Raw genomic sequence first — 19,866 nt, forward strand, 5'->3', positions numbered from 1 at the left:
CAGCTATCAGCGGTCAGCTATCAGCGGTCAGCTATCAGCGGTCAGCTATCAGCGGTCAGCTATCAGCGGTCAGCTATCAGCGGTCAGCTATCAGCGGTCAGCTATCAGCGGTCAGCCAAGAGCAAAAAGCTGAAAGCTGACCGCGCGGGTCGAAGAGGCGTCGCCTCTTCGACCCGCCCTAATGCCCGAGACTTGATTCTGCGGCGATTCTTCCGAAGACCACGGCCGCGGCGAGGCCGCTCGTGTACCCGCCGGTCGAGACCCCGCCGACCTCGACCCCGGCCGCGTAGAGGCCTGGAATGGGTCCGCCGTCTTCCAGGCGCAGTACCCCGCAGCGCTCGTCTACCGCGAGCCCGCCCACCGTGTGCGTTATCGTCGGCGCGACCTCCACGGCCACAAACGGCGGCACGCGGGCGGGCGCGGCCGGCCCGGTCCTCGGCGGGGAGAGTTCGTCGCCCCTTCCGTCCGCGACGGCCTGGTTGTATTCGCGCAGCGTGCGGAGGGTAATATCGCGGGGGAGCCCGTGTTTCGCGAGGGCTTCCGCCAGTTCTTCGAGGGTCGGGGTTTCGAGGACGGTGCCGCCGGCGCGTTTGGCGGCCTCGACCATCTCGCCCGCGGTTCGTTCGCGTACCCGGCCTTCGAGGCCGGCCGCGTCGAGGACGTACCAGGCGCGGAGGCCGGGTTGGCGGGCCGTGGTGCGGGTCAGGGCCGTCTCCGACCAGTCGGCGCCCTCGTCGGCGTAGCGTTCGCCCCTGGTGTTGATCGCGACGGCGTGGCGGCCGTAGAGTTGGGAGACCTCCACGAACTCCGCGGGGGAGAACTCCGCCGGGGGGGCCGGCAGGTTGCGGCCGTAGAATTCGTCCATACCCGCGCTAGTCCGCGCCCCGACGGCCTGCGCGGCGAGGAAACCGTCCCCCGTGCTCCTGGGATGCGACCGCAGCCGCATCCTGCCGGGCCCCCCGATTATGTGGCGGCTGACCAGCTCCGGGTTGCCCGCGAAGCCACCGGAGGACAGGATCGCGGCGTCCGCCGCAAGCTCGTCTCCGTGGTTCGTTCGCGTGCCGGTCACGCGGCCTGAGGTATCGTTCAGGAGCCCGTCGAGCGCGGTATTCGGTAGGATCTCGCCGCCGAGGTCCGCGATGCGCCTCGCGAGCGCGCCGACCGTCCCCTCCGGGTCGAGGCGGGCGCCGAACGTGAGCGGGTTGCCCGTCTCGCGCGAGAGGACGGGGCAGCCCTGCCTCTCAAGCCAGCCTATGTAGGGTTCCAGGCGTTCGAGGATTAGGTTCTGGAGGCCGGGATCTCCGCCCGGCGCCTCCCGGCGGAAGGTCGGCAGGTCCCTGTAGGACCAGGCGTAGCCGCTGGAAAGGAGGAAGGACCCGCCGGGCAGGCCGCCCTTCTCGAGCAGCGTCGTCCGCGCGCCGAGCTCTACGGCTCTCAGGGCTGCGGTGAAGCCGGCGAGCCCGCCGCCGGCGACGATGACGCGCATCGGGCGGTTCTAAGTCAGGGAGAAGGTGGGCTTGTGCTCGACGTACTCGACGCTCACGCCCTCCGGGCCGCGGACGAAGACCGCGAGGGTGTTCGGACCCTCGACGAAGTCCTGGACCTCCAGCCCCCGCTCCTCGGCCTCCCTGCGATGGTCCTCGGCGGAATCCACGAGGCAACCTACGTGAAACAGCATGCCCCCGCTCCCGGGAGCACGTTCGGCCAGGCGCAGCCGGTACTCTCCGGCCCCGAGCGTCCTCGAGTCCTCACCGGGGGCGAAGCCCATCTCGAGGAAACCGCGCGCGGAGGCTTCCGGGTCCGCCGAGCGCAGCACGAAACCTTCGAGGTCGTAGTCCGTGAAATCTCCCTCGCCGGGGACCAGGGCCAGCGGGAGGTTTTCGGGGCCGGTGAAGACGAAGCCGGGGCCCTGGCGTTCGGGGTTGGTTTCGGATGGGAGCTTCGCTGCGGCGGATTCCGGGTCGGCCACGCGGAGGTTTATGCGTTCTATGGGGTCGGGGGAGGGGGCGCCTGTCGGGGCGTCGAAGAGGGTGAGCTTGCCGACCCTGCCCCCCGCGCCGACGAGGGTGTAGCGGTCGGTGTGGTCAACGACGTGGAAGCCGAGGTTGGAGGTCAGGAAATCGGCGGCGGAGGCGCGGTCGTCCATGTAGAGGGCGATGTGATCCAGCTTCTTCACTTTCATGGGTTTCTCCCCTGTACTGGAAGCGGTAGTCCGCCGAAAAGATAGCATGTAGAAGCGCCCCCGGCGCGCGCGTTCGGCCGCACGCGAAGCTCTCGGAGGGCTTAAACTGTGGTCGTTGGTTTCTACGTCGGAGGAAGTCCTTTGGAGAGGGTTGTGGTTCTCGGGGCGTCGCGGACGCCGTTCGGGAGGTTCGGCGGGGCGTTGGCCTCTTTAGGCGCGCCGGAGCTTGGCGGGGTGGCGATCCGGGAGGCCGTGGACCGCTCCGGCGTGGAGAGTGCGGAGTTGCAGCACTCCCTGTTCGGGATCGTGGTGCAGGCCGGGGTCGGCCAGATCCCGAGCCGGCAGGCGAACCACCACGCAGGCCTTCCCTTCACGCTCACGACCGAGACGCTCAACCAGGTCTGCGCCTCGGGCCTCAGGAGCGCGACCCTGGCGGAGACCATGATCCGGGCCGGCGATTACGACGTCGTCCTCGCCGGCGGCATGGAGAGCATGTCCAACGCCCCTTATCTCTTGCCCAAAGCCCGCTGGGGCGCGCGCATGGGGGATACGCCGGCCTACGACTCGATGATGCACGACGGCTTGCTCGACGCCTTCGAGCACGTGAACATGGTCCGCTTCGGCACCGACGGGGCGAAGAAGTTCGGCATCTCCCGCGAGGACCAGGACGAATGGGCGCTCCGCAGTCATCAGCGCGCCGCCGCGGCCACGGACGAGGGACGGTTGGCCGACGAGATCGTCGGCGTCAAGGTGTCGGGCAAGAAGGGACAGACGTCCTACGTAGAGCACGACGAGCCGATCCGGCGCGACACCACCATCGAGAAGCTTTCTTCCCTGAAACCGATCGACGAGGGGGGCACCGTGACCGCCGGCAACGCGCCCGGCGTCACCGACGGCGCGGGCGCGCTGGTCCTGGCCGGTGAGTCCTTTGCAAAGAGGCGCGGTCTCGAACCGCTCGGGACCATAGTCGCCCACGCCAAGATCGCCGAGCAGCCGCCGAACCTGCTTACGGTCCCCGGCAACGCGGGCAAGCTCGCGCTCGAGAAGGCCGGCTGGAAGTCTGAGGACCTAGACCTGGTCGAGATCAACGAGGCGTTCGCGGGCGTGGCTATCCACTCGACACGAATCCTGGACGTTGACCCCGATAGGGTCAACGTCAACGGCGGGGCGCTGGCGCTCGGGCATCCCGTCGGGGCAAGCGGCGCCCGTATCCTGGCGACGCTGCTGTACGAGTTGCGGCGCAGGGGAGGCGGCAGGGGACTCGCGGCGATCTGCTCGGGCGGAGGGCAGGGCGACGCTGTGCTGGTGGAGGCGTGAGGCGGTCGGCAGGGCGGCGGGTTTGTTCGGTATAGGGGCGCTTCGCGAAGCGCCTTTACGGTGTCGGGAAAGGACGAGGAGGTTCAGGGATGGGCGATGGCAACGGAGAGAGGGCTGACAACCCGGGCGTGGTCGCGCCGCCGCCCCTGATCTTCGCGGGCGGCCTGGCCGCCGGACTGCTCACGAACCGGCTCCGCCCGACGCCGTTCCTGCCCCGGGGTCTTTCGCGCGCCCTGGGCTGGCCGCTCGTGGTCGCCGGTCTCGCGCTGGGGCTCTGGGGCTTTCGCGAGATGCGCCGGGCCGGGACGAACGTCGACCCTTATCACCCCACGACGGCCATCGTGGACAGGGGGCCTTACGGGTTCACGCGCAACCCGCTCTACGTCGGGATGACCCTCATATACTCGGGCCTCAGCGCCAGGGCCAACGCTCTTCCGGCCGCGCTGTTGCTCCCGGCCGTACTTCACGTCGTGGACCGCGGCGTCGTAAAACGGGAGGAGCGGTACCTGGAGGGCAAGTTCGGGGACGAGTACCTCCGCTACAAGGGGCGGGTGCGGCGTTGGATCTGAACCAGAAAAACGGCCCCTTGCTTCCGCACGGGGACGTCCTGCCGCAGCTGGCTTCCTCCGCCTGGGTTGCGCCGGGGGCCTTCGTTATCGGGGACGTGAAGCTTGGCGACGAATCGAGCGTCTGGTACGGGGCCGTGCTGCGCGGCGACACGGAGCCGATCCGGATCGGGGCCCGGACCAACGTCCAGGACGGTTGCGTCCTGCACGCCGACCCCGGTTTTCCCGCGGTCGTCGGCGAGGGGTGCGTGATCGGGCACAACGCCGTGGTCCACGGGTGCGAGGTGGGTGACGGGTGCCTGGTGGGAATGGGCGCCACGATCCTGAACGGCGCGAAGATCGGCGCCGGCTCCATTGTGGCCGCCGGCGCGATGGTCCCGGAGAACCGGGAATTCCCTCCCCGAAGCCTGATCGTCGGCCTCCCGGCCAAACGCGCCGGAGAAGTCACCGGGGAACAAGCCACAGATATAGAACGCGGCGCCCGCGAGTACGTCGAACGGGCCGCCGCGCATCGGCGCTCCTTGCACGATAGGGACGTATAGAGCTTTCAGCTTTCAGCCATCAGCTATCAGCAAGAACAAGAAGCTGAAAGCTGAAAGCGTAGGCGAAGCCGGAGCGGGCTGACGGCTGACAGCTCGGATCGCGGGGGCTTTGGCCCCCGCAACCCGCCCTAGCTCTCCCTCCTGCCCTGGACGGAGAAGAGTCCCGTCTGTTTCTTGTTGACGCCGCGTCCCCCGACGTTCGGGCCTTGTATGCGGAAGAAGTTGGTGCCCCTCGGGCTGCCGACGACCTTGTGGGGGATCGTGGGGTTGCCGAGGAAGTTGGGCGGCGCTTTCGGCCCCACCCTCGGGTCCCACCTCAGGAAGCCCCGGAAGACCCGGCTCCGAAGGGCCAGGCCGAACCTGCAGGGCGTGGCGGCGCAGCCGACGTCGCTCGAGATCCGCAGCTCTCCTTTCGCGTCCGTTCTGGCCCTTAGCCGGCCGTAGGGGTGGGTGACCGTGTACACGGTCCCCGGCCTCAGGTTGTTCGCCCGGACGCGTATCCGCCCGAAGCTTATCTGGGAGTTCGCCCCCGCGTTGGCGTAGGCGGCCTCGACCGCCAGGACCAGCCTGGCCTGGCCCGCGCGGTTGAAGCCCACCCGGGCCATCTGGGCTTCGGCGTTCCACCAGAACGCCTCACCGTTCGGGGGCCTCATGCCTTCCCGCGTCGCCAGGCAGAGCGGGGGGCCGGCGAGGCACAGGCCCAGGCGCGTGCCCCTGGCGTCCTGGTACCAGATCGGGAACCCCTTGTCGCCGCGCTGGATCGACATCGCCCGCCTGTCCACGGCCGCCCCCGCGTCTGGAACCTGCGCCACAGACATGGTCAGCAGGGCGAGCAGGAGCCCGGCGAGCAACGCGGCGACGGGCGCCGCCGACGCGTACTCCTTCTCTGCATGCCCTCCGTGCTGGCGCTTCATCGTCTCTCCTCTCCTCGTCGAGTACGGCTTCGCACCGTGGCCGGTATTCCCGCGCGTCTTCGCCGTGAAAGGGCGGCCGGACCCTCGGATACCCGGTTGCGCCGATGCGTCCTGCGGTTTCTCTGGAGCCGACGCAGCCGAAAGTTACTTCGGACGATCAGAGCCACCCGGAAGCCACTTCCCCTCTGCGCCCCCCGTTTACCGTGAAGGTACGTCGCCCACCCGCCCCCTTTCCTGCCGGTGATGAGACAAATGAATCTTGGCCCTAAGAGAGGCCAACGCCATCGTACCGATGCACCGTTTATTACTAGCCCAATTTGGCTAGATCCTCGATACGGATCGCCCTGGACCCGGCTGGGCGACGAAGACGACCGGGCGCTCGGGGTTGGGTCGACGACTAGCTTGCGGGGAGAGCACCGCGGGCGGCTACCTGGTGTTGCGGGTGCCACGCTCCCTGACGTAGCCGAGGTGGACATGTTTATCGTGGAGGTCCAGCTGGTCTTTGTCCAGGATCCAACCCTCCTCGTAGCCGAAGCCAAGCTCTTCGGTCCACTCTTCGGGGCCGATGATCTGGTCCGGCCTTTGATCGGCGGGAAGGTCCGCGAGGATTCCGCCGACGTCGAGGACTTCCGGGCTCGACCCGTTGCCCTCGACGGGCTCGCCGTCGACGTACCGGATGTCCGCGGCCCGGCCGAAGTAATGCGTGTTGGGCAGGCCGCCGGCCTCGCCGTAGCCGTCGGGGATGCGCGGGCCGTCTTCCACGCCCTGGATAAAAAAGTGGCCCTCCTTGAAGACGTCCACGCAGATGGCGTGCTCCTGCGAGATCCTTTGCAGGGTCGTCACGAGGCGGGGGTCCACCACGCCGCGCCTGAGATCCTCCGCCGCATCGCCCGAAGCCCCGAAGTCCGGGTTACGCAGGAGCTTGCGGACGGCCGGACCACCGCGCCCGTCGTCGGGACCGAGAAAACTCGGGTCCAGAAGACCCCGACCGAGGCCGGGAGGACAGGCGGGATTCCACGTAGCCCGGTCCAGGCCGTCCGGCGGACTGCAGGATGCGGCAAGAAACACCGCCGCCAGTATCACGACGGCCGTCAGAGTGCGTACTACCTTCACCCGATCATTCTACGTCGCGACTCCTGATGCGGCGGATTGCGGGTGGGGGCGTTTCGCGATGCCCCGTTCAGCCGGCCGGTGACCCGGCCTTCTCGATTGGGGAGGACGGCACGAGGTTTCGGACCTCCCTGAGCGCCACCGACAGCGTCGCGAGGTCGAAGGCGCCGCTGGCGTTTATGTCCGAGAGGACGTGGAGGTTACGGTCCACCGCGCCGTCGTTGGCCGAGATCCAGGCCTCGATGCGGTCTTGCACCGGTGCCTCCTCCGGGGTGTCCCTGAGGACGGCGGCGGTGAGGGCCGCCTGGAGGCCGTAGACGTCGTCGCGGAGGGCGGCGCGGGCGAGGGCGCGCCAGCGGTTGTCGCGGGGGAGGGCCTCGATGTGGTGGCGGAGCCAGTGGATCCTGAGCCGGTCCCCGAGCGCGAAGTACACCTCCGCGGCCGTCCCCGGCCGCTCCCCGGCCGCGACGGCGACGTCCACCACGTCGAGCGCGCTGAACATGGCCCCGAAGGTCGCCACCCTATGGGCCAGGTCCGCCGGCGTGCCGGCCTCGACTAGCCGTTCGGTCTCCTCCTCGACGCCCCGCTTCTCGCCGTCGATCATGTAACCGTGGATGTTGCTCGCCAGGCCCGGTGCCTCCTCCCGGAAGTACGAGACCGTCCCCGAGACGTCCAGCGGCGGGCGGCGGTTGCGCAGGAGCCAGCGGGTCGAGCGCTCGACGAGCCTGCGCCACTCCAGGAGCATCCCCGTCTGGGTGGCGGCCTCGACCTCGTCGTCCAATCCCTCTATCTCCCCCCAGGTTTTGCGCAGGTCGAAGACCTCCATGGCGGCGGTGAAGGCGCGCGAGATCTCCGCCGGGGTGGCCCCCGTCTCCTCGCCGAGCCTGAAGACGAAGGAGGGGCCCGCCTTGTTAACGAGCTCGTTGGCCACGCGGGTCGCAACGATCTCGCGCCGCAGCCGGTGCTCTTCCAGGCGGCCGCCGAACCGTTCGCGCAAGGGCTCCGGAAAGTACCGCGCGAGCTCCGCGGAGATGTACGGGTCCTCGGGGAGGTCCGAGCCCAGGAGTTGCTTGTAGAGCGTGATCTTGGCGTAAGAGACCAGGATCGCGAACTCCGGCGCCGTGAGCCCCCCGCCCTCCGAACGCCGCTCCGCGAGCGTCTCGTCCGAAGGCAGGAACTCGAGCTCGCGGTTGAGCGCGCCCGACTGCTCCAGGTGCCTGATGTACCTGACGTGGACGTCCACCATCGGATGGGCGAGGGCCAGGGCGTTGCTTATCGCGAGGGTCTGATCGTAGTTGTCCCTGAGGACCAGGCGGCCCACCTCTTCGGTCATGCTGGCCAGAAGTTCGTTGCGCTGCTTCTGGGTCATGTCGCCGCTCTTTACGATGGTGTCCAGCAGGATCTTGATGTTCACCTCGTGGTCCGAGCAGTCCACCCCGGCCGAGTTGTCTATGGCGTCCATGTAGATCCTGCCGCCCGAAAGCGCGTACTCGATGCGCCCCCTCTGCGTGAACCCCAGGTTCCCGCCCTCGCCGACCACCCGGCACCGCAAATCTTTTCCATCCACCCGCAAGGAATCGTTGGTCCTGTCGCCGACCTCGGCGTTGCCCTCGGTGCTGGCCTTGACGTAGGTCCCTATTCCACCGTTCCAGAGCAGGTCGACCTCCGCCCCGAGCAGGCCGCGTATGAGCTCGTTGGGGGTCAACGATTCGGCCTCCGTGCCGAGCAGCTCCTTGACCTGCGGGGAGAGCGGTATGGACTTGGCGGTTCTCGGGAAGACGCCGCCGCCCTCGGAGATGAGTTCGGCGTCGTAGTCGGCCCACGTCGAGCGCTGCAGCCCGAAGAGGCGCCCGCGTTCCGCGAAGCTCGCCCCGGGGTCGGGGTCGGGGTCGAGAAAGACGTGGAGGTGGTTGAAGGCCGCGACGAGCTTCGTGTGCCGGCTCAAGATCATACCGTTGCCGAAGACGTCGCCCGACATGTCGCCGATGCCGACTACCGTGAAGTCCTCTTCCTGGACGTTCTTGCCGAGCTCGCGGAAGTGGCGCTTGACCGACTCCCAGGCGCCCCTGGCCGTGATGCCCATCTCCTTGTGGTCGTAGCCTACGGAGCCGCCGGAGGCGAAGGCGTCGCCGAGCCAGAACCCGTACTCGGCCGAGATGCCGTTGGCGATGTCCGAGAAGGTCGCGGTGCCCTTGTCCGCCGCCACGACGAGGTAGGGGTCGTCATCGTCGTAGCGGGTTACGTCCGGGGGCGGAACCACTTCGCCGTCAGCCAGGTTGTCCGTGAGATCCAACATGCCGCAGATGAGCGTGCGGTAGCAGGCTATTACCTCCTTCTGGAGGGCTTCGCGGCCCCCTCCCGCCGGCGGGCGTTTGACGACGAAGCCGCCCTTGGCGCCGACCGGGACTATGACGGCGTTCTTGACCATCTGGGCCTTCATGAGGCCGAGGACTTCCGTGCGGAAATCCTCGCGGCGGTCGGACCAGCGGATGCCGCCGCGGGCCACTTCGCCGCCGCGCAGGTGGACGCCCTCGGCGCGGGGGGAGTAGACGAAGATCTCGAACCTCGGACGCGGCAGCGGCAGGATCGGTATCCCCCGCGGGTCGAACTTGAACGAGAGGTGTACCTTGGGCTCCCCGCCGTCGTCCGTCTGGTAGTAGTTGGTCCGAACCGTAGCGAGCGTCACGTCGAGGAAGTTGCGCAGGATGCGGTCCTCGTCCAGGCTCACAACCTCGTCCAGCGCCTCTTCCAACTCCCCTTTCAGGCGCTCCGTTTCGCGTTGCGCCCCACCCGCGTTCCTCGGGTCGAAGCGGGTCTGGAAGAGGTCCACGAGGAGTCTTGCTACGTGGGGGTTGGCGAAGAGCGTGTCCTCCATGTAGGCCTGGGAGAAGGTCGTGCCGGCCTGGCGGAGGTACTTGCAGTAGGCGCGGAGGATAGTTACCTGGCGCCAGGTGAGGCGGGCGCGGAGGACGAGGCGGTTGAAGCCGTCGTTCTCGACCAGGCCGCGGTAGGCGCGGGCGAAGGCGTCTTGGAAGATCTCACGCACCTCGCCCGTCTGGAACTCGCCGCGGGACTCGTCGACGAGGCCGAAGTCGTAGATCCAGACCGGCGGAGAACCGAGGGGCTCGACCTTGTGCGGCCTCTCGTCCACGACCTCGACCCCCATGTCTTCCAGAAGGGGGAGGACTGTGGAGAGGGAGATCTGATCCCCCGAGCGGAAGAGCTTGAACCCGAGGAACTCGTCCGGTTCCTCTATCGGGTGATACAGGCTCATCTCCAGGTCTTCCTCGGAGGCGAGCTCCTCGATCCTCCTGATGTCCGTGACGGCCGTCCTGGCGAGAAAACCCGCCCGGTAACCCGCCGGAAAAGCCTCGCGGTACTTCTGGAAGAGCTCGTTGCCGCGCTCTTCTCCGACGCCTTCTATGAGGGCGTCGTACAGGTTGTCAGACCACGAGCGGGTGGTCTCGGCGAGCCGCTCCTCGATGTCCTCGGCGTCGTAGTCCGGCACGTTCCCGGGGTCCACGTAGACTATGAAGTGCAGCCGCGCCAGCACCGACTCCGAGAGCCTGACGTCGAAGGCCGAGCCCACGCCGCCCAGAGAGTCTTTGAGGATCTTCTGCATCCTGCGCCTGACTTCGGTGTCGTAGTGGTCCCGGGGGACGTAGACGAGGCAGGAGAAGAAGCGCCCGTAGGTGTCGCGGCGGACGAAGAGGCGGGTCCGCTGGCGCTCCTGCAGGTGGAGGATGCCCATGGCGATATCGAAGAGCTCTTCTTTGGAGATCTGGAACAGCTCGTCTCTGGGGTAGGTCTCGAGGATCTCGACGAGGTCCTTCTCGTTGTGGCTCCCCTTCGGGAACCCGGACCTCTCCATTACGTGCCGCACCTTGCGCCTGACGATGGGCATCTCGAAGACGCTCATGCTGTAGGCCGAGAACGTGTAGAGACCCAAGAACCGCCGCTCGCCCGTGACGTTGCCTTTATCGTCGAACTTCTTTATGCCGACGTAGTCCATGTAGGAGGGGCGGTGGACGGTGGAGCGGGAGTTCGCCTTGGTGAGGTTGAGGAGGTTTGGCCTGCGGGCTAGCCGGCGCACCTCGGGGGGCAGTTTGGCGAAGCTGTGGGAGTGGGGTTTGCGGCCGGTCTCGCGCAGGATGCCGAGTCCCGTGTTCTCCACGCTCATCAGGGCGTCTTCGCCGTTCTCTGTGATCAGGTCGTACTCCCGGTAGCCGAGGAAGGTGAAGTTGTCGTCCGAGATCCAGGCCAGGAAAGCCCGAACCTCGGCGAGGTCGTCCTCGTCCAGCGGTGGGGGATTCTCCTCGAACCCCGAGATGACATCCCCGACCCGCTCCGTCATCGACGGCCAGTCCTCGACGGCGGCCCGCACCTGCGAGAGCACGCGCCCCGTGCAGGCGCGAAGCTCTTCGAGGACCTCGGGCTCCGTCTGCCGGTCCACTTCGACGTGGATCACGGACTCCGAAACCGCGTCCTCGTCCTCCGCCCCCGACGGCAGCACTTCCAAAAGCCTGCCCTCGTCGTCGCGGCGGACCTTCATTATTGGGTGGAGCATCAGGTGGATGCCGTAGCCGCGGGCGTTGACCTCCATTCGGGTCGAGTCGACGAGGAACGGCATGTCGTCGGTGACGATCTCGAGCGCCGTGTGGGTGGACTGCCACCCGTGCTCCTCGAAGTGCGGGTTGTACACCCTGACCTTAGCCTCGCCCGGCGTTCTCTGGTACGCGAACCCGAAGTGGGCCATCGCGGCTCCGTAGAGGTCGATGGGGGAGCGGCCGTCGAGGTCCTCGCGCGGGATCCAGGCAAAGAACTGCCGCGCGAACTCCTCGGCCTGCGCCCCCCGGTCCTCGGGCATGTGCTCCCGAACCCTGTCCACGACCCTGTCGAGAAGTTCGTCCTTGGCAAGCATCGCCACGCTCCCCGTCGCGTTTCCTTTCCACCGGGACCATTCTAGCCCAACCCCGAATCCGGGGGCTCGCGACCGCCGCGGAAGGTCGGGTTGACCGAGGCGGGAAGATTCGTCGGCCGCCTCGCGACGGCCGCGATTCCGAGCGGGCGTCTACGAGCGAGCCCCGGAACCTCGCGTCGCCCCGTGGAGGATCTCCCGCAGCCCCCTTCCGTGATCCTCCAACCATCGTACGCGAGAGACCTCTTGGGCGGTCTTCCTTGTATGGCCGGGCGACAGCGCCCGGTCTTCGATCATCGAGCGGTACTTGCCGAGCGCCCTCTTCAGCGGCCTCGCCTGCAACACGGCGGGCAGCGCCTCGATCTCGGCAGGCTCTAGCGGGTTGACCTCCTGGTAGGCATCGAGAAAGCGCGAAACGACTTCGAGGTCCAGGGGCACCTTGAAGCTAGGAGAACCGGGATCGCCCCACACCTTGCCGAAATCGTGTAGCGCGATGGCGAGATCCACGACTCTGGCCTCGCGGCGTGCGCTGTCGAAGTCCAACATGGCGACGAGACGATCACCCCTATACAAGGTGCTCCCGCGTCGACAACCGCCGTGGATGATGAGTTTCGGCAGGTCCGGGTAGAGCAGGTCGAGGAGGCTAAGGACCGCCTCGCCCCTTCTCAGGACATGGGGTAACGAAGCCAGTAGATCCGGGACCCGGGAGTGGTGGTCGCCGTATCGGGCCATGAAGTCGCCTATCACCTCGGGAGAGAACGTCCCAGTAAGCCGCTCGCGCAAGGTCTCGCTCAGAAACGGTTCCCGGGACCGTGGGGGAGACGACTCGAAAGAGACGACAATCTGATGGTACCTGGCCAGCGTGCGGGCCGCTTCCCGAAGGTGTTCGACGTTACCGGCCCGATACTGGGACCCCTTCACGAAGACGGAGGCGCTGTAAAGACCCCCGTTCACGGCGACGGACGTACCCCCGCCTACGCAGGGGACGAACCTGGGGGCCGGGAAACCGTTGCGGCGCAGATAATCCACCAGCGCGTGCTCGAAGCGCACTTCGTCTGACGTTCTCGAGGGGTGAGAGCGCCTGAAGATGTACTCGCCGCCGTCGGTGACGACACGATAGTGCCGGCTCTTGCCCGCCGGAAGCAACTCGACCGACCGCCACGGCCTAAGGTCGTAAGCCTCCGTGAGGGCGTCCACGGGTAGATCTTCTCTCGCAAACAAGACGCGCCTCCTAGATGACGAACCGGCCTCCGAGCACGTCCTCGAACTCCGAGTGGTAGAACGCCACGATACGGTCGAACTCGGGTTCGCCGGTCTGGTCGTCCTTCATCTCGCCGTTCAGGCCGTGCAGGATAAAACGCGCCCAGTGAAAGGACAGGTTGGCCAGGTACGAGCGATCCGGCACCGCCGAGACGTAGGTCTCCAGGAACGCCCGGGTCGGAGCATCTGCGGGCTCCACGGAGCCCGCGTACTTGAGCACCGACTTCCTCAGGCGAACGAGAAACTCGACCACGTCGTAGGAGGGATCGTAGGGTCGGCTCCTGTCCATGTCGATCACCGTCACCGACGGGCCGCCGACGAAGACGTGGATCGGCCGGTACTGGCCGTGGCCCTGCACCAGAAGCCCGTCCACGGTGTCTTCGGCCATCCTCTCCATCCTCCGGATCATCCCGTCGGCGGTCTCGAGGTGTCCGGGGCTCCTGGTCATAACCTTGGCCAGGCGCCGGGCCACGGAGAGCAACTCGCTGGACGCCGCCAGCGAGCGGGGTTTGCCGATCCGCACGGGCGAGGAGTGCAGCCTGGCCAGCCAGCGGGCCGACTCCACCGCGCCGGAGAACAGGGCATCCCGATCGCCCCCGATGAAATCCGATACCGCCGGGCCCTCGGCCCCCTTCGTCAGAAGCATCCCGTACTCCGGGACGACGTCGAGCGGCTCGGCCACCTGGTAGCGTTCGCCTGGACCGAAGCCGGCGGCGCGAAGGGTCTTCAGCTTCTCGTAGATAAGCGGGGCGCCCTCGTCGTCCGGGCGGTAGAACTTGGCGAACACCTTCTGGCCGCCGAGGCCGATCTCGAGCGTCGCGGCGCCCGTGCCGTCGAGTTGGAGCACCCGCGTCTCCCAGCCACCACCGTTCACCCCGTCGTCCGGGAAGTGCGGCCGGATCCGAGAGTTTAGAAACCCCGGCTGCTTCACCATCTCGATACGCCGGCTCAGATCCTGCTTGATCTCTTTGGAAGACATTTCAAGGGTCATTCGGCCTCCCATCAGGCTTCGCTTTCGCGCCTCGACAACCGGGACTCGCCGCGCTCCGCTTCCGGGGAGTCGTGCGCTTTGCCCAGCCATCTTTCGCATTCGTCGAGCCAGGCGGGCAGCAGGCGCGCGTTCTTGGCGGGGTCCAGAAAGATCTTGTGCTTCAGTACCTCCATAAACGTCCGGGCCACGAAGACGGGCATCGCCGCGAGCGCCCCCGGGGGGGCGAGGCGGGCGTACTCCTCCAAAAAAGCGGCGTTCCAAGGTCCTATCGCCTCGAACGAACCCGCGCGCGCGCAGGACATGGTCATGCTCTGCCCGACGAAGTGGCCCAGATCGCGCGCGGGGTGCGCCAGGGCGAAGCGGTCGAAATCTATGACGGTCACCCGGTCGCGCAGCACGTACACGTTCTTGGGTTGGAAGTCGCCGTGGGTGGGGACCACCCGGCGCGGGTCGAGCGCCTTCAACGAGGAGATTATGTGCTCGGTGAAGTCCTCCACCCGCCGCGCGTGCGGTGGGCAGATCTGCATGAGCATCTCCTTGTAGGCGCGGAGTTTGGACTCCTCGAAGTCGGGCGGTAGGACGGGAGCGTCCGTTACGCCGGTAGCGTGCAACTTCGCCAGCCAGCGCGCCGTCAGCCTCACCGCCCCCCGGGCCTCGCCGGGGTTGTCTATGTAGTCGTAGAGGGCCTTCCCCTCCGCCTGGCTCTGGAGCAAGAGCCTCATCTCTGGTAGGTAGGCTATGGGTTCGGGGATGGTCAGCCGATCGGGCTCGGCGAAGCCCTCCGACCAGAGCCGGTTCATGAAACCGAAGGTCTCGGCCCCGTCGTAGCGGTAGTATCCCTTGCCGATGATCACCGCCCGGAACGGGGCGCCCCTCTCCCGGTCGAAGCCGGTTACGGTGTAGCGCAGGATGGGGCGCGACATGGAGGTCTTGATCACCCCCGCCCGGTAGCTCCGTACGGTCTTGCCGTCCCGAGAGAGGGCCGAGACCGGCGGGTTCATCAGCTTCTCGGCCAGCGAACGTTCCGCCATCGTCTTGGCTTCATCCACCGAACCGCCCGTCCTGCCTGCCACCAAAATCTCCTCGCAAGCGATTCCCGGCGGGTGCGCGACACGAGAGCGGGTCGCGCACCCGCCTCAAGGCCTACCTGACGTCTCTCGTTCGCACGGCCCACAATGCCTCGCCGGCGGAGGGGTTGGAAGCCGCGAAGTACAGCAACCTGCGGGCATCGATCAACTCGCTCGGATCCGAGCCGGCCGGTCCGGGTTCTATGTCCAGAAGCAGCCTCGTGCCGGCCTCCGTGCCGTTGCTCCCCCACACCTCGATGCCGTGCTGGCCGTCGTCGGCCGTGAAGAGCAGCCTTCCATCGAACTCCGTCAACTGGTCCGGGCCCGAATCGGCCGGGCCGGGGTTGACGTCTTTGACCATGACGGTGCCGCCGGCCGTGCCGTCGCTCTTCCACAGCTCTAGACCGTTGGTCCCGTCGTTGGCGCTCAGGAAGAGCGTTCTGCCCACCGCTACCAGGTTGGCCGTGTCCGAAGCCCTGATTTCGGAGCTGGGGTTGATGTCCTTTACCAGGGTAGTGCTACCCGCCGTGCCGCCCGTCTTCCACAGCTCGACGCCGTTGGTCCCGTCGTTGGCCGTCAAGAAGATTTGCCCGTTCACGACCGTGAAGTCGTCGACGAACGAGCTCCCGGCGCAGCTCTTCGCCCTCTTGCAGGCGGTGGTGGTGGGGCCTGGGGGGGTGGTGGGGTTGATGTCCTTTACCAGGGTGGTGCCGCCGGCCGTGCCGTCGGTCTTCCACAGCTCTAGACCGTTGGTCCCGTCGTTGGCCCTGAAGTAGAGCGTGTCGCCCACGGCGAACAGCTTCTCGACCTCCGCGCTGCGGGTGTCGGCGCCGGTGGTGTCGTTGGGGTTGGAGTTGCCGGGGATGGTGTTGATGTCCTTGACCATGACGGTGCCCCCGGCCGTGCCGTTGCTCTTCCACAGTTCGACGCCGTGTACGCCGTCGTCGGCCGCGAAGAACACCGTCTTGCCCATGGCCGTCAGCGTATCGGGATGGCTCCAGCCCATGGGGATGCCGCACTGGTTCTGCGGGCAGCGGGCCCCGGGGGGGGCGTCGGGGTTTATGTCCTTCACGAGGGTGGTGCCCCTCTGCGTGCCGTCGGTCTTCCACAGCTCCTCGCCGTGGTCCGCGTCCCAGGCCCTGAAGAACGTAGTTTTTGCGCTTACCGGCTCGAAGTCTTCGGCCCCCGAAGAGCCCGAGCCGGGAACAATGTCCTTGACGAGGACGGTGCCCCTATTTGAGCCGTCGCTCTTCCAGAGCTCCTCGCCGTTGCTGGCGGTGGTGGCCGCAAAGTAGATCCACCTCTTCGTGAGCATCACCTTGTCGGGGGCCGACGAGTTGGGCACCTCCACGTCGTTGATCACCAGGCGGCCGGGATCTATGTCCCTGACCAGCTCGGTGGTCTGCGCCGTGCCGTTGCTCCTCCACAGCTCCTCGCCGAAGTCCGGGTGGTTGGCCGAGAACAGCAGCCTTCCCCTGAGGTTCATGAGGTGATTGGGTTCCGAACCGGTCGCGCCGGGGTAGATGTCCTCTACGAGAAACGGTCTTGGGGAGGGAGGACCGGGCTGGGCGGTCTGCGCGGAGGCCAGGTTGGTTAGGACCAGCAGCATGGCCGCCAGCACGACGCTGCCGGCCAGCGCGACGCCGATACGCCGGCCGCCGGGCCGGGAGGGGGATGGCTTGTCCGGGGTCTCCGGCGCGCCGCTGCCACGCGGGCCGCGGCGCACGAAGGTGGCGATGTAGCTCATTTAGACGCTCCTTTGTGCCGGTTTGGTGGGACGCACTTCATTGCCGTGAGATCGCGGGGGTACCTCCTGTTTGCCGAGTAGCCCGACGGGATGACCTTCCATTCCTCCGGGCGCGGGGACGCCCATCAACTCCAGGACGGTCGGGGCAACGTCCAGGATGCTCGCGCCCTCCACCCTCCGGGCGTACCTACGCGTTGGGTCGTAGAGGACGAAGATGCCGTCCATCGAGTGCACCGAGTCGTCGGGGCCGGTGTCGTTCTCGGAGAGGTAGAGCCCGCCGTGGCCGACGGTCCCCGCCGAGCGCCAGTCGAGGTCGTCGAAGTAGACCATGAGGTCCGGCGGGTTGCCGAGGGCGGCGGGGTAGAGCTCCTCCGGGCGGAACACAGCCACCCGCATCCGCTCCCCGTCCGGGCGCTTTATCGTCCGAAGCTCCTCCGCCAGCTCCTCGCGCGCCTCTTCGTAGCGGCCACCGGGGATGACACCCCGCGGCTCGCGCCCCTCCAGGTTGAGGAAGATGCGGGCGTAGTAGCCGCCCCAGCCCCAGGCCCTGGTGTTGTCCCAGTCCACGGAGGCACCGTCCAGCGCGACGGCGCCCTCTGGCGCCTGATCCAACTTCAAGTAGCCCCGCTCGATGAGCCACTCGTTTATGCAGAAGGCGCCGCGCATGGCCTTGGAGCCGTGGTCGGAGACGACGAGGAAGACCGCGTCGTCCAGGAGTTCGAGCAGCTCTCCGAGGCGACGGTCGATCAGGCGGTAGTACTCGTCGGCGACGCGCTCGTAGGGGTTGTTCGGGACGTACCTGGGGTGCCCGGGGTCGAAGAACTTCCAGAAGGCATGGCCCAGGCGGTCCACCCCTATCTCCACCAACATGAAGAAGTCCCACGGCTTCGTGGTCGCCAGGTGGCGCACCACGTCGAAGCGCTTCTCGGTCATTTCAAAGAGCTTCTCGCGCAGGGTCTCGCGGTCCTCCACGCGGAACTTCACGTCGAAGAGGTACTCCCCGACCAGGCCCTCTATCTCCCGGCGGAGATCCGCGGGGTGGGTGTACCGCTCGGCGTTCGGCGGGGTGAGGAAGCACGAGACGCTCCAGCCCTTGAGCGGTTTTGGCGGGTAGGCGGGGGGCACCCCGATCAGGCACGACCGCTTCCCGTGGCGCGCCAGAACGTCCCAGATCCGGGGCAGGCGAACGGAGTAGGAGTTCGGGGTCCAGGCTTCGGCGTAGGAGTGGCCCTTGCGGTGCCGGAAGCCGTAGAGGCCCAGCCGTCCCGGGCTCGCGCTCGTGGACATCACCTGCCAGGCCGGGACGGTGATCGGGGGGTCGCAGCTGCGCAGCGGGCCGTGGAGGCCGGCCTCCACCATCGCCCTGAGGTTCGGCATGTGCTCCAGCATCCGTCCGAAGAGCAGCTCCGGCGGGGCGGAGTCGAGCCCTACGACGATCACGCGTCGGGACACGGTACCTCCTTTAGATCCGGCTCGTCATTCGACGTAGCCCATCAGCCGGAGCTGCTCCATGGTCTCCGGGTCCACGTCCACGTCGCCCGTGGTCGTGCGGCTCCGTCCTTCGAGGGACTCCGTCCAGAGGGCGAGCGTCTCTTCGAGCTGCTGGGCCACGTCCGGGCGCTCGTCGACGATGTTTCGGGCCTCGAGCGGGTCGTTCTCGATATCGTAGAGCTCCCGGCCTACCTCGATGAAGTCGCCGGCTAGCACCCGCTCAACCGGGCTCTCCCGCCTCTCCTCGCGGTTCCCGTTTTTCAACGCCCGCACCTTCACGTTGCCGTCGATCAGGACGTCCATGCCCAACACGGTTACGGAGCGCAGCCCGGCGCCCAGGTCCCGGGCCTCCTCTATGGGCCCCCATATCTTCGACTTCCCCCCGGCGGCCTTGCGCCGTATCTTCGTGGCCGTGCGAAGGCCGTCGGGGCCCGTGGCGAAGTCGACGGTGACGTGGTCTCCCGCCTCGAGCGCTCCGAGGGAGAGCGCGCTGCCGTCGTTCGTGACGAACCGGGTGGCCCCGTCGACCTCGAACGCGATGCCCATAACCGTCACCGACCCGTCGGCCTCTTCGACGCCGTCCACCACCCCGCTCAGCGTCGGCTCGTCCTCCGGGTCTTCTATCAGTACCTTGGTCGCCATGAACCGCCCGCCCCGGATCGGCTGCCCCTTGACCGCGACACAGACGCCAGGGCGCAGGTCGTCCGGGGAGCCGGTGCGCGTCTCTTCCAGGAGGTAGTCCTGCACGTACTGGTGCCTCCGGGTGGTCACCGACTGCCCGTACCGGTGCGGCTTGAGGTACTCGGAGAAGGCCGCGCCGCCGTCGGCCTCTTCGCCCCGGATAAGGGGCAGTATGCTCCTGCCTGGCACGTCGGCCGGCGGGCACCCCAACTGTTCCAGGACGGTGGGGAAGAAGTCTATGCACTGGACCGGCTCGTAGACTTCTTCGCCGGCGAACGCGCCCCCCGGCAGGCGTACGATGAGCGGGACGTTGAGCGTCTCCCGGTAGAGGGTGCGGCCGTGGGAGAGCATGCCGCCGTGCTCCCCGAGCTCCTCGCCGTGGTCGGCGCTGACGATGATCAGGGTCTCCTCCAGCGTCCGCGCCCTCTTCAGGGCGCGGACGACCCGCCCGATGTGCTCGTCGGCGCGCCGTACGGCGGCGGCGTAGTAGTTCATAAGCTCCTGGCTGCTCTCCTCGACCAGCGAGAGGTCCAACCCCGTGTCGAGCCGGGCTGGTATCGTCCCCGCCGGCATTGGGTTGTGGACGTCCATGAAGTGCGCGTAGCAGAAGGAACTCTCCGGCCGTTCGGCCAGCAGCCACCGCTCGAAGTCTTCGGCGGCGACGGCCCCGTCGCTGGTGGAGCGCCACATGTTGTGGGTGAAACCCCGGGTGATGCCGAACAGGGGCTTGAGGTTGGCGTTGCCACCGACGAAGGCGGTGGCGTGCCCGGCGGCGGTGACGAGCTCGGCCAGCGTGGGGATCGAGGGGTCGAGGGTTCGGGTACGGAGCCTGCCCTCCCTCGTCCTGTTCCACTTGCCGCCGAGGCCGGTCTGGCTGGGGTAGAGGCCCGTCATGATGGAGGCGGTAGACGGCCGCGTCCAGGACGCCTGGCTTACGGCGTTCCTGAACAGGACGCCCTCCCCGGCAAGGGCGTCCGCGTTGGGCGTGCCCCTGTCTTCGCCCGCGTAGCAGCCGAGGTGGTCGGCCCTCAACGCGTCGACGAGAATCAGCAGTGCGTGTGTCATCCGTCGCATCCTCCT

Annotated in this window: 14 protein-coding genes; 3 read left to right on the forward strand and 11 right to left on the reverse strand. The window is 67.4% G+C overall.

Annotation, left to right across the window (positions count from 1 at the left end):
- Positions 1–178: 178 nt before the first annotated feature.
- Positions 179–1,486 (reverse strand): FAD-dependent oxidoreductase, encoded by a 1,308-nt coding sequence (locus GBA63_RS03605; RefSeq protein WP_166173568.1) that lies wholly within the window; start codon positions 1,484–1,486, stop codon positions 179–181.
- Positions 1,487–1,495: 9 nt separating this feature from the next.
- Positions 1,496–2,182 carry a VOC family protein gene (locus GBA63_RS03610; RefSeq protein WP_166173570.1) on the reverse strand — a complete coding sequence of 229 codons (687 nt, stop codon included), beginning with the start codon at positions 2,180–2,182 and terminating at the stop codon, positions 1,496–1,498.
- 141 nt (positions 2,183–2,323) lie between these two features.
- Here GBA63_RS03610 and GBA63_RS03615 point away from each other — a divergent pair, with 141 nt between their 5' ends.
- The 3 genes from GBA63_RS03615 to GBA63_RS03625 all read left to right on the forward strand — a co-directional run bounded on the left by GBA63_RS03615 (position 2,324) and on the right by GBA63_RS03625 (position 4,607).
- Complete coding sequence (locus GBA63_RS03615; RefSeq protein WP_166173572.1) at positions 2,324–3,499, forward strand: acetyl-CoA C-acetyltransferase; 1,176 nt, start codon at positions 2,324–2,326, stop codon at positions 3,497–3,499.
- An 89-nt stretch (positions 3,500–3,588) separates the two neighbouring features.
- The gene (locus tag GBA63_RS03620) at positions 3,589–4,068 is read left to right on the forward strand and encodes a methyltransferase family protein (RefSeq protein ID WP_166173574.1); all 480 of its coding nucleotides are present in this window, start codon (positions 3,589–3,591) and stop codon (positions 4,066–4,068) included.
- The gene (locus GBA63_RS03625) at positions 4,059–4,607 is read left to right on the forward strand and encodes a gamma carbonic anhydrase family protein (protein ID WP_207957061.1); all 549 of its coding nucleotides are present in this window, start codon (positions 4,059–4,061) and stop codon (positions 4,605–4,607) included. Before GBA63_RS03620 ends, GBA63_RS03625 begins: the two co-directional genes overlap by 10 nt.
- Before the next feature lie 128 nt (positions 4,608–4,735).
- Here GBA63_RS03625 and GBA63_RS03630 read toward each other — a convergent pair whose 3' ends face one another.
- The 9 genes from GBA63_RS03630 to GBA63_RS03670 all read right to left on the reverse strand — a co-directional run bounded on the left by GBA63_RS03630 (position 4,736) and on the right by GBA63_RS03670 (position 19,851).
- Positions 4,736–5,521, reverse strand: a complete 786-nt coding sequence (locus tag GBA63_RS03630) for a hypothetical protein (RefSeq protein ID WP_166173576.1) — start codon at positions 5,519–5,521, stop codon at positions 4,736–4,738.
- A 426-nt stretch (positions 5,522–5,947) separates the two neighbouring features.
- A complete protein-coding gene (locus tag GBA63_RS03635) occupies positions 5,948–6,634 on the reverse strand; it encodes a hypothetical protein (RefSeq protein WP_166173577.1) in 687 nt (228 codons plus the stop codon).
- A gap of 67 nt (positions 6,635–6,701) precedes the next feature.
- The gene (locus GBA63_RS03640) at positions 6,702–11,552 is read right to left on the reverse strand and encodes an NAD-glutamate dehydrogenase (RefSeq protein ID WP_166173579.1); all 4,851 of its coding nucleotides are present in this window, start codon (positions 11,550–11,552) and stop codon (positions 6,702–6,704) included.
- Between the two features lie 150 nt (positions 11,553–11,702).
- Entirely contained in the window at positions 11,703–12,770 is a 1,068-nt protein-coding gene (locus GBA63_RS03645) for a phosphotransferase enzyme family protein (protein WP_166173581.1), read from the reverse strand.
- 10 nt (positions 12,771–12,780) lie between these two features.
- A complete protein-coding gene (locus tag GBA63_RS03650) occupies positions 12,781–13,800 on the reverse strand; it encodes a phosphotransferase (protein WP_166173583.1) in 1,020 nt (339 codons plus the stop codon).
- Between the two features lie 11 nt (positions 13,801–13,811).
- Positions 13,812–14,873: a phosphotransferase family protein gene (locus GBA63_RS03655; protein ID WP_166173585.1), complete on the reverse strand. Its 1,062-nt coding sequence runs from the start codon at positions 14,871–14,873 to the stop codon at positions 13,812–13,814.
- A 70-nt stretch (positions 14,874–14,943) separates the two neighbouring features.
- Positions 14,944–16,614 carry an ELWxxDGT repeat protein gene (locus tag GBA63_RS03660; RefSeq protein ID WP_166173587.1) on the reverse strand — a complete coding sequence of 557 codons (1,671 nt, stop codon included), beginning with the start codon at positions 16,612–16,614 and terminating at the stop codon, positions 14,944–14,946.
- Positions 16,615–18,066, reverse strand: coding sequence for an alkaline phosphatase family protein (locus tag GBA63_RS03665; RefSeq protein WP_166173589.1), 1,452 nt, complete (start codon positions 18,064–18,066; stop codon positions 16,615–16,617).
- Between the two features lie 24 nt (positions 18,067–18,090).
- Positions 18,091–19,851: a sulfatase-like hydrolase/transferase gene (locus GBA63_RS03670; protein WP_166173590.1), complete on the reverse strand. Its 1,761-nt coding sequence runs from the start codon at positions 19,849–19,851 to the stop codon at positions 18,091–18,093.
- Positions 19,852–19,866: the final 15 nt, after the last annotated feature.

The sequence above is a fragment of the Rubrobacter tropicus genome (assembly GCF_011492945.1).
GTDB lineage: Bacteria > Actinomycetota > Rubrobacteria > Rubrobacterales > Rubrobacteraceae > Rubrobacter_D > Rubrobacter_D tropicus.